General features: G+C 67.4%; 14 protein-coding genes. 6 read left to right on the top strand and 8 right to left on the bottom strand.

What is annotated here, in order from left to right; all coding sequences use genetic code 11:
• Positions 1-63: 63 nt before the first annotated feature.
• The 6 genes from IEW24_RS04080 to IEW24_RS04055 are packed head-to-tail and all read right to left on the bottom strand — an operon-like array spanning position 64 to position 6,320.
• Positions 64-936 carry an ABC transporter permease gene (locus IEW24_RS04080; protein WP_188575648.1) on the bottom strand — a complete coding sequence of 291 codons (873 nt, stop codon included), beginning with the start codon at positions 934-936 and terminating at the stop codon, positions 64-66.
• Positions 936-1,745, bottom strand: coding sequence for an ABC transporter ATP-binding protein (locus IEW24_RS04075; RefSeq protein WP_188575646.1), 810 nt, complete (start codon positions 1,743-1,745; stop codon positions 936-938). Before IEW24_RS04075 ends, IEW24_RS04080 begins: the two co-directional genes overlap by 1 nt.
• A gap of 39 nt (positions 1,746-1,784) precedes the next feature.
• Positions 1,785-2,990 carry a sialidase family protein gene (locus tag IEW24_RS04070; RefSeq protein WP_244644139.1) on the bottom strand — a complete coding sequence of 402 codons (1,206 nt, stop codon included), beginning with the start codon at positions 2,988-2,990 and terminating at the stop codon, positions 1,785-1,787.
• A 1-nt stretch (position 2,991) separates the two neighbouring features.
• Complete coding sequence (locus tag IEW24_RS04065) at positions 2,992-4,152, bottom strand: iron-containing alcohol dehydrogenase (protein WP_188575643.1); 1,161 nt, start codon at positions 4,150-4,152, stop codon at positions 2,992-2,994.
• 10 nt (positions 4,153-4,162) lie between these two features.
• Positions 4,163-5,203 (bottom strand): 4-hydroxythreonine-4-phosphate dehydrogenase PdxA, encoded by a 1,041-nt coding sequence (pdxA, locus tag IEW24_RS04060; RefSeq protein WP_188575641.1) that lies wholly within the window; start codon positions 5,201-5,203, stop codon positions 4,163-4,165.
• Positions 5,204-5,240: 37 nt separating this feature from the next.
• Positions 5,241-6,320, bottom strand: coding sequence for a four-carbon acid sugar kinase family protein (locus IEW24_RS04055; protein WP_188575639.1), 1,080 nt, complete (start codon positions 6,318-6,320; stop codon positions 5,241-5,243).
• A gap of 370 nt (positions 6,321-6,690) precedes the next feature.
• On the opposite strand from IEW24_RS04055, the gene IEW24_RS04050 reads away from it, so the two are divergent.
• Entirely contained in the window at positions 6,691-7,431 is a 741-nt protein-coding gene (locus tag IEW24_RS04050) for a FadR/GntR family transcriptional regulator (RefSeq protein WP_280514954.1), read from the top strand.
• A gap of 156 nt (positions 7,432-7,587) precedes the next feature.
• The gene (locus IEW24_RS04045) at positions 7,588-7,773 is read left to right on the top strand and encodes a hypothetical protein (protein WP_188575637.1); all 186 of its coding nucleotides are present in this window, start codon (positions 7,588-7,590) and stop codon (positions 7,771-7,773) included.
• A 9-nt stretch (positions 7,774-7,782) separates the two neighbouring features.
• On the opposite strand, the gene IEW24_RS04040 is transcribed toward IEW24_RS04045, so the two are convergent.
• Complete coding sequence (locus tag IEW24_RS04040) at positions 7,783-8,343, bottom strand: regulatory protein RecX (RefSeq protein ID WP_188575635.1); 561 nt, start codon at positions 8,341-8,343, stop codon at positions 7,783-7,785.
• Positions 8,344-8,484: 141 nt separating this feature from the next.
• Positions 8,485-9,453, bottom strand: coding sequence for an SDR family NAD(P)-dependent oxidoreductase (locus tag IEW24_RS04035; RefSeq protein WP_188575633.1), 969 nt, complete (start codon positions 9,451-9,453; stop codon positions 8,485-8,487).
• 140 nt (positions 9,454-9,593) lie between these two features.
• Between IEW24_RS04035 and IEW24_RS04030 the strand changes: the two genes are divergently transcribed.
• The 4 genes from IEW24_RS04030 (at position 9,594) to glxR (ending at position 14,161) form a co-directional block, all read left to right on the top strand.
• On the top strand, positions 9,594-10,199 hold the full coding sequence (locus tag IEW24_RS04030; RefSeq protein WP_244644137.1) for a TetR/AcrR family transcriptional regulator: 606 nt from the start codon (positions 9,594-9,596) through the stop codon (positions 10,197-10,199).
• Between the two features lie 155 nt (positions 10,200-10,354).
• Positions 10,355-12,130, top strand: a complete 1,776-nt coding sequence (gene gcl / locus IEW24_RS04025; RefSeq protein WP_188575632.1) for a glyoxylate carboligase — start codon at positions 10,355-10,357, stop codon at positions 12,128-12,130.
• A gap of 158 nt (positions 12,131-12,288) precedes the next feature.
• Positions 12,289-13,068: a hydroxypyruvate isomerase gene (gene hyi, locus IEW24_RS04020; protein WP_188575630.1), complete on the top strand. Its 780-nt coding sequence runs from the start codon at positions 12,289-12,291 to the stop codon at positions 13,066-13,068.
• 160 nt (positions 13,069-13,228) lie between these two features.
• Positions 13,229-14,161 (top strand): 2-hydroxy-3-oxopropionate reductase, encoded by a 933-nt coding sequence (gene glxR / locus IEW24_RS04015; RefSeq protein ID WP_280514967.1) that lies wholly within the window; start codon positions 13,229-13,231, stop codon positions 14,159-14,161.
• Positions 14,162-14,258 lie beyond the last annotated feature (97 nt).

Here is a 14,258-nt window from a genome sequence, read left to right as displayed (position 1 = left end):
ATCACTTCATCCACGGCATTTCCGGCGGAGACACCGAGCACCTCCGCCGGAATGTTCCTCTACTCACTTGCGGCCGCGATCACCCCAATGGACGATGCGCGCTTCCATGCCCCGCACGATGCCGTGCAGCAGGATGCCCATGGCACCGAGGATGACGAGGGCCGCGAACACCCCGGCCACGTCGGTCACAGCCTGCGCCTGCGTGATCACCACGCCCATGCCCTGCTGCGCGCCGAGGAATTCGGCCACGATGGTGCCGAGCAGCGCATAGACCACCGCCATATCGAGGCCGGCGAAGATATAGGGCGCGGCATTCGGCAGCTTCACGATGCGATAGGTCTCGAAGCGCGAGGCCGAAAGCGAGCGCATGAGGTCGATCCGCTCCGGCTCCACCGAGCGCAGGCCGGTGAAGCTGTTGATCAGCATGGGGAAGAAGGCCAGCAGCGCGGCAATGGCGATCTTCGAGCCGTCGCCGAAGCCGAACCAGATCACCACCAGCGGCGCGATGGCCACCTTGGGCAGGCTCTGCAGCGCGAAGGCATAGGGCATCAGCAGCTTCTCGATCACCCGGCTTTCCGCCATCAGCGAGCCGAGCGTGAGGCCGAGGCCGGAGCCGATGGCCAAGCCGATGAAGGCGTTCTTCAGCGTGCCCCACAGCGGCAGATAATAGCCCAGCGGGCTGGTGGGGCTGACCGCGAGGCCGGACCACAGCGCATGCCACACCGCCACCGGCGAGGGCAGGATGTAGGACGGCACGTCGAGGTACTTCACCGCCAGCGCCCAGCCGAGGAACAGCAGTACGAGGCCGACGAGCATGATCGCCGTGCCGCTGGCGCCACTCCCGGCTTTCTTCTTGCCGGCCTTGGCCCGCGGCTTGGAGGGCGCAGTCTCGATGGCGACGGCATCGGCCGCGATCGTGGTTTTTGCCTCGCTCATCACTCGTCTCCCTGTGCGTTCAGAAGGCCACGGATTTCCTTGGCGAGCGCCGGATAGGAGGGGTGGCTGATAATGCTGTCGTTGCTGCGCGGGCGCGGGATCGGCACCTCCAGCTCGCGGATGACGCGGCCGGGACGGGCCGACATCACCACCACGCGGTCGGCCAGGAAGATGGCTTCCGAAATGGAGTGGGTGATCAGCATCACCGTCTTGCGGCTGGCCTGCCAGATGCGCTGGAGTTCCAGGTTCATGCGCTCGCGGGTGAGCGCATCGAGCGCGCCGAAGGGCTCATCCATGAGCAGCACGCGCGGGCTGCGCACCAGCGCGCGGCAGATGCCGGCACGCTGCTGCATGCCGCCGGACAGCTCATAGGGGTAGCGATGGCCGAAATCCTTCAGGCCCGCCACGTCCAGCAGCCGGTCGATATCCTCGGCCTGCCCCTTCTGCTTGCCGCCCACGCGCAGCGGCAGGGCCACATTCTCGCGCACGGTCAGCCAGGGCAGCAGGTTGGCGGCCTGGAACACCACGCCCACGTCCCGCGAGGGGCCGGTGATCGGCGTGCCGTCGAGCGTCACCGTGCCGCTGTCGTAGTCATCGAGGCCGGCGAGGATGCGCAGCAAGGTGGACTTGCCGCAGCCGGACGGGCCGACGACGCAGACGAACTCGCCTTCCTTGATGTCGAGATTGATGTTGGCCAGCGCATGCACGCTGCCGTCCGAATAGGTCTTTTCGAGGTTGCGGATGCGGATCAGATCCCGCGCCGGTCCTGCGGATGGTTCGATGGTCTGAGTTTGCGCCAAGGCAGCCATGGGCGTGTCTCCCTGTTCTTCTGGTTCTTTGCGCGCGGATCAGCTCGCCTCGGCCCATTCGGGCGCGACGCGGACGTGCTTGATGGCGCGGCGGTAGTAGGTGAAAGCGATCTGGAGCTGCCCGTCCGACGTCTGCGTGATCGACGGATAGGAGAACTCGCGGTTGAGGCCGTCCTTCGAATTGTTGGTCATGCAGTAGCCGTCGCCGGTCTCCAGATCGCGCAGCACCGGCCAGGTGCGGCCTGCATCGGCGGAGAGGGCCAGCGTCATGGGCGCGCGCGGCGCCCCCCAGAAGGCGGTGCGGCCGGTTGGCGCCGGCGCTGCCTCTGCTTCGCCCACGGGCGGGGTGTCGTCTTCGATGTCGTCATAAAGGCCGGTGCGGCGGTCGGTGGCATCCTTGAAGCTGGAATTGTTGAACACGAGGGCGATGCGGCCATCGGCCAGCACGGTGCCCTGAATGGAGGAATTGTTGTTGGGTAGCGTCGTGGGCTCGGGGGCGGACCACACGCGACCATCCGTCGAGCGGCTGAGATAGATGAAGTCGGCCCAGCGGCTGCGATAGAGCGCAACCAGGCCTTCCTTCGTCTTCAGCACGTTCATGTGCACGCAGCCGAGCGAGTCCGGCACCACGTGTTCGCTCCAGGTCTGGCCTTCGTCGGTGGATATACGCACCGCGCTGACATCCCGATCACCCACCCATTTCGCGCCCGGCACGCTGACGCAATGGAACACCGGAACCAGCCATGCGCCATCATCCAGCACCACCGGCGGCTGGCGCACGAACAGGCCGTGCCCTTCCGGGGCCTCGAACAGGGTCTCGATGGGGCCCCAGGTCAGGCCATGGTCGCGGGAGACGCGCTTGCGCACCAGCGAAGTGTCCTGATTGCCGGAGACCTGCGCGGTCCAGATCAGCCACAGCTCGCCCTTAGGGGTCGTGAACAGAACCGGGTTCTGCTCCGAGCGGCCCGGGTCGTCCGAGAGCTTCACCGGCTTCGTCCACTGGCCGGAGAAGCGGCCGAGGCGCGAGAAATAGACCGAGATGTCCGGAATGCCTTCCTGCGTGCCGCCGAACCAGACGGTCGCCAGATCACCATTGCCGAGCAAGGTGATGTTGGCGGCATGGTTCTGCACGCAGGGCGAGGGCAGATAGGCCTCCATGCGGGCCGGATCGCCCGCCCGCGGATGCAGCAGGCCGCTGCGCTCGGTGAGGCCGGCGGGTTCAATTTGGGTGTCGTGGCTGCCCATCTCAGTAGGCCTCTTCATAGAGTGCGAGGATCTCGTCGCGGCTGATGTCGCGGGGGTTGTTGTCCAGCAGCCGGCGGATGGCATGGGCCTCGGTCGCCATGGCGGGCAGGTCGTCGCGCGGCACGTTCAGCGCCGAGAGCTTCATCTCGCAGCCCAGGTCCGCGCAATAGCGATGCGCGGCGGCGAACACCTCCTCCTCCCGCGCGGAAGGCTTGAGGCCGAGAGCGGCAAGGATGGCCGCCGTCTTCTCCGGCACCGCGGGCGCGTTGAAGGCCAGCGTGTGCGGGAAGATCAGCGCATTCGCCGCACCATGGGCGATGTGGTGGCGGGTGCCCAGCGGATAGGACACCGCATGGCCCGCCGCCGTGTTCACCGGCCCGAGGCAGAAACCGCCATATAGCGAGGCCAGCGAGAGGCCGGCACGGGCCTCGATGTCGGAGCCGTCCGCTATGGCGCGGCCGAGGAAGCGGCCCACCAGGGTGATGCCCTCCAGCGCATACATGTCGATGAGCGGATGCGCCTTGCGGCTGGTGAAGGCCTCCACGCAATGGGCCATGGCGTCCACGCCGGTGGCGGCGGTGACGGCGGACGGCACGGTGAGGGTGAGCGCGGGATCAATGATGGCGATGTCCGCCAGCATGTGCAGGCTCTGCACCGCCAGCTTGTTCTGCGTCACCGGATCGGTGACGAGCGCCCGCGTGCCGGCCTCGCTGCCCGTGCCCGAGGTGGTGGGCACCTGCATGAGGGCGGCGCCCTTGGCCTTCACCTTCTCCGGCCCCACCACTTCGGTGAGCGTCTGCCCGCTGCCGGGCAGCACCGCCACCAGCTTGGCCAGATCCATGGCGCTGCCGCCGCCGAAGCCGATGACGAGATCGGGCCTCACCTGCGCGGCCACCGCCAGCGCGGCGTCGAGGTTCGGCACGTCCGGCTCGGGCTTCACGTTGCCGAACACGGTCACATCGCCCTTCAGCTCCAGCACCTCCACGCGGGCGGCATTGAAGGCATCGGCGATCACGAGAATGCGGGAGAGCTTCTGCTCGGCGGCCCACAGGCCCGCAAGGCGGGCGGTACCGGCGCCGAACTCGATGACGCGGGGGCGCTGGAGGGTGATGGGGGTTGCCAGGCTCGCCGAGGCGAGCGCGGCGGATGCGTGAACATTCATGCTTCTCTCCTCACGCCGCATCGCGGGCGGTGATCCCGCGCGCCGCGGCCAGCTTTTCCGCATAATCGATGGCCTCGATCAGGCTCAGCTCGTTGGCGATGCCCTTGCCGGCGATGTCGAAGGCCGTGCCGTGATCCACCGAGGTGCGCACGATGGGCAGGCCGAGCGTGATGTTGACGCCGGACAGCGCATCCCATTTCCCGGTTTCGGGATTCACGTTGAAGCCCAGCAGCTTGACCGGGATATGCCCCTGATCGTGATACATGGCGACCACCGCGTCATACTGGCCGGCGCGCAGCTTCACGAACACGGTGTCGCCGGGCACCGGCCCCACCACGTCGAAGCCGTCCTTCACCGCCTGCGCGATGGTGGGGGCGGAGACATCGTCATCCTCGGTGCCGAACAGGCCGCCCTCCCCCGCATGGGGATTGAGCGCGGCGATGGCGATCTTGCGACGGCCGAGATCGAGGGCGCGCAGGGTCTCGTCGGTATACTCGATCACATAGCGCAGGCGCGCCGGGGTGAGCTTTCCGGGCACATCCTTGAGCGCCACATGGGTGGTGACGTGGCTGACGCGCATGTTGCCGTGGGCCAGCATCATCACCGAGCCCTTGGCGCCAGTGAGGGTGGCCAGCATGTCGGTGTGGCCGGCGAACTTGTAGCCCGCCTTGTTCAGCGCCTCCTTGTTGAGCGGCGCGGTAACAATGCCCTGGATGCGACCGGCCTGCGCGAGGCGCACGCCGGCCTCCACCGCCAGATAGGCGAAGCGGCCACCATCGGCGGAGAGCACGCCGGGCAGGATGGGTGCGCCCTCCGGCCCCGCCTGCAGACAGGCGAGGTTCGGCCAATGATCGCGCTCATTCACTTCCGGAATCTCGACATCGGCACCGAGTGCCTGCCGCGCGGCATGGAGCGCCGGATTGCTGCCGATCACCAGCAGGCGCAGATCGCCCTTGGCGATCCGGTCCTTCAGCGCCACGCAGGCCTTGACGATGATCTCGGGACCAACGCCGGCGGGATCGCCCATGGTGATGGCGAGATGAGGGGTCATGCGGCGGCTCCGGGAAGGCTGGCGGGTTTTTCCGCGATCAGTTGCTGAAGAAGCTCCGGCTCACCGAAGGCGCCGGACTTGGAGATGATCGCGCGCCGTCCCAGCGGCCGCCACGCAGGATGGAACAGGGCACGCCCGGCATGATCTCGCCGGTGACGTCGAGATGATCGGCGCCCAGCGCCGCGCACAGGCTGCGCAGCGTCTCGCCGCCGGCCACGAACAGGGTTTTCGGCGGCTCCAGCGCCGACACCAACGCGGCGAAGCGCGCCGCGATGAGGCGGGCGGCGTTTGTGCGCTTCGTTCCGGCAGGCAGCGACACGGTGGCGAAGACACAGCCCTCGCCGGCGAGGCGGGCGGCGATGTTTCTGTCCTCACCCCGCTGACCGGACAAAGCCACATGCCTCTGGCCGAGCCGGGCCAGTTGGGCGAAAGCCGCCGGATGCTCGGACCCCACGAGGCCGAGCAGGGGAAAGGCCGGTGCGGGCGCGCGGCTGCCGTGGACGCCATGGGCGCGGGCCAGCGCAGCGGCAAGGCCGCCGCTGCCGACCCAGAGCACATCCTCCTGCCCCGCCGCAGCGGCGACAATGGCATCAAGATCCGCATCGCTCTCCGCATCGAAGACGGCGATGCCCGCAGGCAGCCTTGCGCCGGGGCGCAGTTCCGCCAGCGCAAATCCCGCGCGGCGAAGGGACGAGACGAGATCGGTCGCCACCGTGCACCACAGGCCATCCACCCACTGCATCTGGCGGCCGCCACGGGTGATGCGGCGCTGGGCCGGAAAGGCGGGGGCGATGATGCAGGTGGTGGGGAGCAGAATGTCGAGGCAGGCGCACAGCTCGGCCACCTCGTTGCCGCGCAGCAGGCTGTCCAGCTTCTTGAAGGCGACGGTGCCGGACGTTTCCGCCCAGAGCCCGGGCGCCAGCGCCGCGACGGCGGCACCGGCTGCGGCCGCACCCACCTCGCGGGTGCCGCTGTCCAGCGCCACAGCCCCCCGCCCCTGCACCGCAGGGCCGGACCAGCGCACGGCGACGGGAGCGGCCGGGGACGCGAAGGCGGCGGCGCTGTCCAGCGCACCGGTCAGGTCGTCGGCCAACATGCGCAGGACAGGCTCGGACATGTCAGTTCTCCGCCAAAGAGCGGCTGATCCGCCGCGCAACAGAGGAGATGACGCGCGCCGCGACCCCGGCAGGAAAGCGCCGGCGCGGGCAGATTTTTGGGTCTCTGGCGTTGAGTTGCGACATCATCCACCCGTCAGGATTGTAGAAGCGCAGACAGGTACGAACGAAGGCGGCCGCAAAAGCAGCTCATCCCGGCGTCTCAACTCCTGTCGGCAGGTCTCTAGCGGACCTTGGCTCAGACAAGAACCCATCCCATTCGAGATGTCAACATGTTGTAATTATCACATCCATGTGCGGCCGGAACGGGCACAGGATGTAAGGGAAACATAGGGTGTTGACGAAGTTGTCATTGCTTGTAATTGATGGTGCATGGCTCGCTCCCCCTCCCCCACCCCGGCCTCCGCATCGCCGCCGTCGCCCATGGTGCAGCGGGTCCACCATCAGCTCCGCGCCCGCATCACGGCGGGCGAATACGCGGCGCATTCGCGCCTGCCGGGGGAACATGACCTGTCCGCCCAGTTCGGCGTCTCGCGCCCCGTGGTTCGCGAGGCGCTGCGGCGGCTGCGGGATGACGGACTGGTGTTCTCGCGGCAGGGCGCCGGTACCTTCGTGCGCGGCCCCGAGGGCGAGGGCAGCAAGGCGCTCTCCTATGCGCCGGTGGGTACCATCGCGGATGTGCAGCGCTGCTACGAATTCCGCCTGGAAGTGGAGCCGGCCAACGCTTTCTACGCCGCCCAGCGGCGCAACGACACCGCTTTGCAGACCATCGGCCAGGCGCTCGATCTGCTGCGCGACAGCACCTATGCGCACCGCCATCGCGAGGATGCGGACTACGCCTTCCACATCGCCATCGCCGAGGCGGCGAACAATTATTTCTTCCTCTCCTCCATGCAGGCGCTGAAAGAGCACATCGCCGTCGGCATGAAGCTGCACGGCCTGTCCCTGCTCGGCCCGGCCGGCGGCCTCGCCGGCGTGCTGGAGGAGCACACGACCATCTTCACCGCCATCCGCGACCGCGATTCGGACGCCGCCCGCGAGGCCATGCGGGTGCATATCCGTGGCTCCTACGACCGCCTGTTCGAGGGCCGGGTGCTCGACCTCGCCCTCTGACGGCGTGATCACGACCCTATTACAACATGTTGACATGTAGGCGCGCCAAAGCCTTAATGATCGTGGGCTTGGAGGCGCTTTCACGGCTCAGATGTCATCTGATCCTATCCGGCTACGGGCCCGGAACAGGAGGCGGAGCAACCGCCCCGACGGAGGATGACGCGCTTCAGCCAGCTCCGCAGGGATCTCTATGCCCACGGCTTCCCGCCGGCTCTGGTCAAGCGCGCCCTGCGCCATGCCATGCCGGACGTGGGCGCGAGCCGCGCGCCGCTGCTGATCGCGAACGACGTGGACGCCAAGGTCGCCGCCCTCTCCGCCGCCTATGCGGAAGCGGTGGGCTGAAGCTCTCCGTTAGCCCTCGGCGGGGCCGAAGAGCACCTCTTCGGCCTCTTCCAGGCTCATGCGCACCGCCTTGCCCGCGATCTCGAAGGGAAAGCCGGCGCGGGCGAGAATGGCGATCTCGCGCTGCGTGTCCACCTCGCCCGGCTGCCCGTCATCCCGGCGCCACGCGCCGATACGGCGCTTCTTGGTGAGCCGAACGGCAGCAGCCAGATCGTCAAAATCCTCCAGCGCCCGGCCGATCTGCTCGCGGTCGATGCCCTTGGCGTCCAGCATCATGCCGACGCGCCGCCGCGACAGGCCCCGGCGCGCGCCGGCAGCGCTTCTGGCCTCGGCATAGTCGTCATCATTGAGGAAGCCGTTGGCCCGGCAATAGGCCACCGTCTCGTCCAGCAGGCACGCGATCTCGGCCTCGTCCAGCTCCTCGCCGATACGCCGCGCCGCCTTGCGCAGCATCACCTGCCGGAAATGCGCCTCGCTGGCGGCCCGCTGGCCCAGATAGAACATGGCCGAATTGCGCATCCAGGTCGCGTGGCGGGCGGCGCGCTTGCTGCCTCCGGTGGTCTCCGTCACCCTATCTCCTCATCGGCCCGGCGGATCGGCCGGCACTCGTCCTTGAGATACAGGCCCGCGCACCGGATCGCCAGAGCCGCCGGAAAAGGGGTGACGCCGCGCGGCGGGGGCGGTTGCCGCGCGGCGTCGATGGGCGCGCGATTAGAACCGCTCGCCCACCATCTCTTCGCTCTTCGCCCACAGCGCTTCGGCGCGGGTGGGATCGAGCGCATAGGCGCGTACGCCGTCGCTGGCGATATTCACGTCGGCACCCACCAATTCGGCCACATGGCAGTTCTCGCAATAACGGCCGCCCACCTCATCGGCTCCCGCCACCACGCCGGCCCAGACCGAGGTCGCAGCACCCTGCGGGATGCTCTTCCACTCCATGGGCGGCAGGCCCTGCGCGGCGCGATCCGCCTGGATCTGGGTGAGCATGGCGGTGATGGTGTCCTCGCCGATATGGCGGGCGAGTTCGGTGCGGATGCCGCCCGGATGCACGGCGACGGCGCGCACGCCACGCGCCTTGTGACGGCGGTCGAACGCCACCGCGAACAGCGCATTGGCGGTCTTCGAGCGGCCATAGGCCTGCCAGGCGTCATACGGCGTGCGCTCGAAATTGGGGTCGTCCAGATCCACGTCCGCGAAGCGGTGGCCGGCGGAGGAGAGGTTCACCAGCCGCCCGCCATCCCTGATCAGGCCGGCGATGCGGTTGACGAACACGAAATGGCCGAGGTGGTTGGTGCCGAACTGGGTTTCGAAGCCATCCGCCGTATGGCCGAAGGGCGGCACCATGACGCCCGCATTGGCGATGACCAGATCGAAGATGCGGCCATCGGCATTCAGTCCATCGGCGCAGGCGCGCACACTCTTCAGGTCCGCGAGATCGAGCTGAACCAGCTCCAGCCCGCCGCCGTTCGCCGCCTGTGCCCGCACCTCACCCGTGGCGCGCTCCGCCTTGGCGAGATCGCGGGCGGCGCCCACCACCTGCGCGCCATGGGCGGCGAGCACCCGCGCCGTCTCGACGCCGAGACCCGCGGACACGCCGGTGACGAGCACGCGCTTGCCGGCGAGGTCTACGCCGCGCAGCACGTCGTCGGTAGTGGAGGTGGCTCCGAAAGCATCAGCCATGACGGTCTCCTGTTCGTTGGACGCACCTCTCCCGTCGCCGCGACAGACATTGCCGGGCGTGCCCTCACGGGTTAAAAGGAGGGTGGCTCCGGATTAAATACGGAGGCATCCTCCGTTTATCAAGGGGTGATTTCAAGATCGTGCCCGAAGACCGTTCCAAGGACCGCGCGGCTTCCACCGGCCGCAAGCCGCGCGCCGATGCCGAGCGCAATCGCCTGCATCTGCTGGAGGTGGCCAAGGCGGCCTTCGCGCAGAAGGGGCCAGGCGCCAGCCTGGAGGAGATCGCGCGCACGGCAGGGGTCGGCATCGGCACGCTCTACCGCCACTTCCCCACCCGCGATGCCTTGATCGCCGAGGTCTATCGCAACGAGACCCGCCAGCTCATGGAGGCTGCCACACGGCTCGGCGCCACCCGCCCGCCGGTGGAGGCTTTGCGGGACTGGCTGCTGCTGTTCGTGGATTACATGGGCACCAAGCAGGGCATGGCGGAGGCGCTGAATTCCATCGTCGGCGGCACGACCGAGCTTTATGCCAACACCGGCCCGCAGCTCATCAGTGCGATGACGGAACTGGCCGACCGCGCGGTGAAAAGCGGCGAGATCCGTCTCGATATGGAGCCCATGGACCTGCTCCGCGCCGTCGGCGGCGTGGTCTACATCAGCGCCGGCCCCGACTGGGACAGATCCGCCCGCCGGGTGGTGGACATTCTCATCGCCGGCATGCGGACGACGCCGCCGGACGCCTGAGCGCCCCTTAAGGCCTCTTCAGGTCGCATTGCAGCAAGATTATTTCCAGGAAGGCATCAATGTGATGCCGTTTCTTGCCATAGAGCCTCGGCCGGTACAGGCGTATCCATAATACCAACGTCCGAAAAGGACGCTTCGATTATGGGAGAAACGCCATGGCCCGCATGCGTGCCGTCGATGCCGCCGTCCGTGTCCTGGAGAAGGAAGGCATCAATTGTGCCTTCGGCGTTCCCGGCGCGGCCATCAATCCCTTCTATTCCGCCATGAAGGCGCGCGGCTCCATCCGCCACGTGCTCGCCCGCCACGTGGAAGGCGCCTCGCACATGGCCGAGGGCTACACCCGCGCGGTCGCCGGCAATATCGGCGTGTGCATCGGCACCTCCGGGCCCGCCGGCACCGACATGATCACCGGCCTCTATTCGGCCTCCGCCGACTCCATCCCGATCCTCTGCATCACCGGCCAGGCACCCCGCGCCCGCCTGTACAAGGAGGATTTCCAGGCGGTCGATATCGAGAGCATCGCCAAGCCGGTCACGAAGTGGGCCGTCACCGTGCGCGAGCCCGCGCTGGTGCCCATGGTGTTCCAGCAGGCCTTCCACGTCATGCGCTCCGGCCGCCCCGGCCCGGTGCTGATCGACCTGCCCATCGACGTGCAGATGGCCGAGATCGAGTTCGACGAGGACACCTATTCGTCCCTGCCCGTCTACAAGCCGAAGGCCACCCGCGCGCAGGCGGAGAAGGCCATCGCCATGCTGGCGGCCACTGAGCGTCCGCTCATCGTTTCCGGCGGCGGCATCATCAATGCGGATGCCTCCGACCTTCTGGTGGAGTTCGCGGAGCTGACCGGCGTTCCGGTCATCCCCACCCTCATGGGCTGGGGCACGATCCCGGACGACCATCCGCTGATGGCCGGCATGTGCGGCCTCCAGACCTCGCACCGCTACGGCAATGCGACGATGCTGGCTTCCGACTTCGTGTTCGGCATCGGCAACCGCTGGGCCAACCGCCACACCGGCTCCGTGGAGGTCTACACCAAGGGCCGGAAGTTCGTGCATGTGGACATCGAGCCGACCCAGATCGGCCGCGTGTTCGGGCCGGACTTCGGCATCGTCTCCGATGCCCATGCGGCGCTGGAGCTGTTCATCGCGGTCGCCCGCGAGTGGAAGGCCGCCGGCAAGCTGCCCGACTGGTCCGGCTGGGCGAAGGAATGCCTCGGCCGCAAGCAGACCATGCTGCGCAAGTCGCACTTCGACAACGTGCCGCTGAAGCCGCAGCGCGTCTATGAGGAGATGAACGAGGCGCTGGGCCGCGACGTGACCTATGTCACCACCATCGGCCTCTCGCAGATCGCCGGCGCGCAGTTCCTGAAGGTCTACGAGCCGCGCAACTGGATCAATTGCGGACAGGCCGGCCCGCTCGGCTGGACGCTGCCCGCGGCGCTCGGCGTGCGCGCCGCCAAGCCGGACGCCAAGATTGTCGCTCTGTCGGGCGACTATGACTTCCAGTTCCTCATTGAGGAGCTGGCGGTGGGCGCCCAGCACAAGCTGCCTTACCTGCATGTGGTGGTGAATAACTCCTACCTCGGCCTCATCCGGCAGGCGCAGCGCGGCTTCGAGATGGATTTCGAGGTTTCGCTCTCCTTCGACAACATCAATTCGGAAGAGATCGGCGCCTATGGCGTGGACCATGTGGCGGTGGCCGAGGGCCTCGGCTGCAAGGCCATCCGGGTGCGCACCCCGAACGAGTTCAAGGATGCCTTCGCCTCGGCCGAGAAGCTGATGGCCGAGCATCAGGTGCCGGTGGTGATCGAGTTCATCCTCGAGCGCGTCACCAACATCGCCATGGGCGTCGAGATCGACAAGGTGAACGAGTTCGAGGAAGTCCTCGACCTGCCGCTCGACACCGTCCGGGTGGCGGAACCCGCCGAATAGAGCCATCCTGCGCAGGCGCCCCGCCGCAAGTCTCCCGGCTTGCGGCGGGGCGCAGCCTGCCTGCTCTGCCCGCATCCCCAACCGGACGGGCTTTTCAGAACCACCACAAGCGGCCGCAACGTGCCGCAACAGCCAAGGCTCAGCCAGCGGAGAGGTGAATGCCCAAGTTTGCAGCCAACCTGACCATGCTCTGGAACGAGATCGACTTCCTGGACCGCTTCGCCAAGGCGGCGGACGCCGGTTTCACGGGCGTGGAATATCTCTTTCCCTATGCCTATCCGAAAGAGGAACTGGCCGAGCGCCTGCAGAAGCACGGCCTCACCCAGGCCCTGCACAACCTGCCCGCCGGCGACTGGGCCAAGGGCGAGCGCGGCATCGCCGTGCTGCCGGACCGGGTGGGCGAGTTCCAGGACAGCGTGGGCAAGGGCATCGAGTACGCCAAGGCCCTTGGCACGCAGACGCTCAACATCCTCGCCGGCCTCACGCCCAAGGATGTGCCGGCCGAGACCGTGCATGAGACGCTGGTGTCGAACCTGAAGTTCGCCGCTGCCGAGCTGAAGAAGGCCGGCATCCCGCTGGTGGTGGAAGCCATCAATACGCGGGACATTCCCGGCTTCCACCTCCACAATACCAAGCAGACTTTGGCGCTGCTGGACGAAGTGGGCGCGGACGACATCTTCTTCCAGTACGACATCTATCACATGCAGATCATGGAAGGGGATCTCGTCCCCACCATCCGCGCGAACATCAACCGCATCAAGCACATCCAGCTGGCGGATAATCCGGGGCGCGGCGAGCCGGGCACCGGCGAGATCAACTATCCCTTCGTCTTCAAGGCCATCGACGACACCGGCTACAACGGCTGGATCGGCTGCGAATACAAGCCGAAGACCACCACCGACGAAGGCATCAGCTGGTTCGGCCCCTACAAGGGCTGAACGGACGAGAGCCGGATCGGGTCAGATTTTCTGACCCGTGAATCCGCCTCTCCTACCGAGACGGAAAACGTCCCAAAGCTTGGATTGCCGCGCAATCAAGGCCGGACGTGCGCCGGGTCCGCCGGGGGCAAACACCGGGGGGCGGACCCGGCCCTTCACCATTCTTGCGGCCGGGCACACCCGGCGCCACCAAACATCCACCGGGAGAACGCCAATGAACGTGGGTTTCATCGGGCTCGGCATCATGGGCACCCCCATGGCCGGCCACCTCATCGCCGCCGGCCACACCGTCTTCCTCTATGACGTGGTGAACATTCCGGCCGAGCTGACCGACAAGGGCGGCAAGGCGGTCGCCTCCTCCGCCGAGGTGGCGAAGGCCGCCGACGTCATCATTCTGATGGTGCCCGATACCCCGCATGTGGACGCCGCTTTGTTCGGCCCCGGCGGCGTGGCCGAGGGCCTGTCGGCCGGCAAGATCGTGGTGGACATGAGCTCCATCTCGCCGGTGGAGACGAAAAAGTTCGCCGAGAAGATCAATGCGCTCGGCTGCGACTATCTCGACGCCCCGGTCTCCGGTGGCGACGTGGGCGCCAAGGCCGCCTCCCTCACCATCATGGTCGGCGGTCCCGAAGCTGCCTTCGAGACGGTGAAGCCGCTGTTCGAGAAGATGGGCAAGAACATCACCCTCGTGGGCGGCAATGGCGACGGCCAGACCACCAAGGTGGCCAACCAGATCATCGTCGCGCTGACCATCGAAGCGGTGGGCGAGGCGCTGCTGTTCGCCTCCAAGGCGGGCGCGGACCCGGCCAAGGTGCGGCAGGCGCTCATGGGCGGCTTTGCCTCCTCGCGCATCCTCGAAGTGCATGGCGAGCGCATGGTGAAGCGCAATTTCGATCCGGGCTTCCGCATCGAGCTGCACCAGAAGGACCTCAACCTCGCGCTCTCCTCGGCCCGTGCGCTGAAGGTCTCCCTGCCCAACACCGCCACCGCGCAGGAGCTGTTCAATGCGGTTGCCGCGCGCGGCGGCTCCAAGCTCGACCATTCGGCCATGGCGAAAGCCCTGGAGCTGATGGCCGATCACGACATCGCCTGACGCCTCTCCCGCCCCGTGGCCAGACCACGGGGCGGGACCGTCACGCCATGGCCGTACGCGGGGGATAATAGACGGCACGGGCTGCGCCGCCGCCCGG

Source organism: Azorhizobium oxalatiphilum (assembly GCF_014635325.1).
Taxonomy (GTDB): domain Bacteria; phylum Pseudomonadota; class Alphaproteobacteria; order Rhizobiales; family Xanthobacteraceae; genus Azorhizobium; species Azorhizobium oxalatiphilum.
The sequence above is the reverse complement of the archived record's forward strand: the minus strand, read 5'-3'. Positions and strand labels throughout refer to the sequence as shown.

What these genes read in the sequence shown, in the direction of transcription:
- pdxA (WP_188575641.1), bottom strand. Translation starts at nt 5,203, where the DNA reads ATGACCCCTCATCTCGCCATCACCATGGGCGATCCCGCCGGCGTTGGT.
- IEW24_RS04080 (WP_188575648.1), bottom strand. Translation starts at nt 936, where the DNA reads ATGAGCGAGGCAAAAACCACGATCGCGGCCGATGCCGTCGCCATCGAG.
- gcl (WP_188575632.1), top strand. Translation starts at nt 10,355, where the DNA reads ATGGCCCGCATGCGTGCCGTCGATGCCGCCGTCCGTGTCCTGGAGAAG.
- IEW24_RS04070 (WP_244644139.1), bottom strand. Translation starts at nt 2,990, where the DNA reads ATGGGCAGCCACGACACCCAAATTGAACCCGCCGGCCTCACCGAGCGC.
- IEW24_RS04055 (WP_188575639.1), bottom strand. Translation starts at nt 6,320, where the DNA reads ATGTCCGAGCCTGTCCTGCGCATGTTGGCCGACGACCTGACCGGTGCG.
- IEW24_RS04050 (WP_280514954.1), top strand. Translation starts at nt 6,691, where the DNA reads ATGGCTCGCTCCCCCTCCCCCACCCCGGCCTCCGCATCGCCGCCGTCG.
- hyi (WP_188575630.1), top strand. Translation starts at nt 12,289, where the DNA reads ATGCCCAAGTTTGCAGCCAACCTGACCATGCTCTGGAACGAGATCGAC.
- IEW24_RS04065 (WP_188575643.1), bottom strand. Translation starts at nt 4,152, where the DNA reads ATGAATGTTCACGCATCCGCCGCGCTCGCCTCGGCGAGCCTGGCAACC.
- IEW24_RS04035 (WP_188575633.1), bottom strand. Translation starts at nt 9,453, where the DNA reads ATGGCTGATGCTTTCGGAGCCACCTCCACTACCGACGACGTGCTGCGC.
- IEW24_RS04075 (WP_188575646.1), bottom strand. Translation starts at nt 1,745, where the DNA reads ATGGCTGCCTTGGCGCAAACTCAGACCATCGAACCATCCGCAGGACCG.
- IEW24_RS04045 (WP_188575637.1), top strand. Translation starts at nt 7,588, where the DNA reads ATGACGCGCTTCAGCCAGCTCCGCAGGGATCTCTATGCCCACGGCTTC.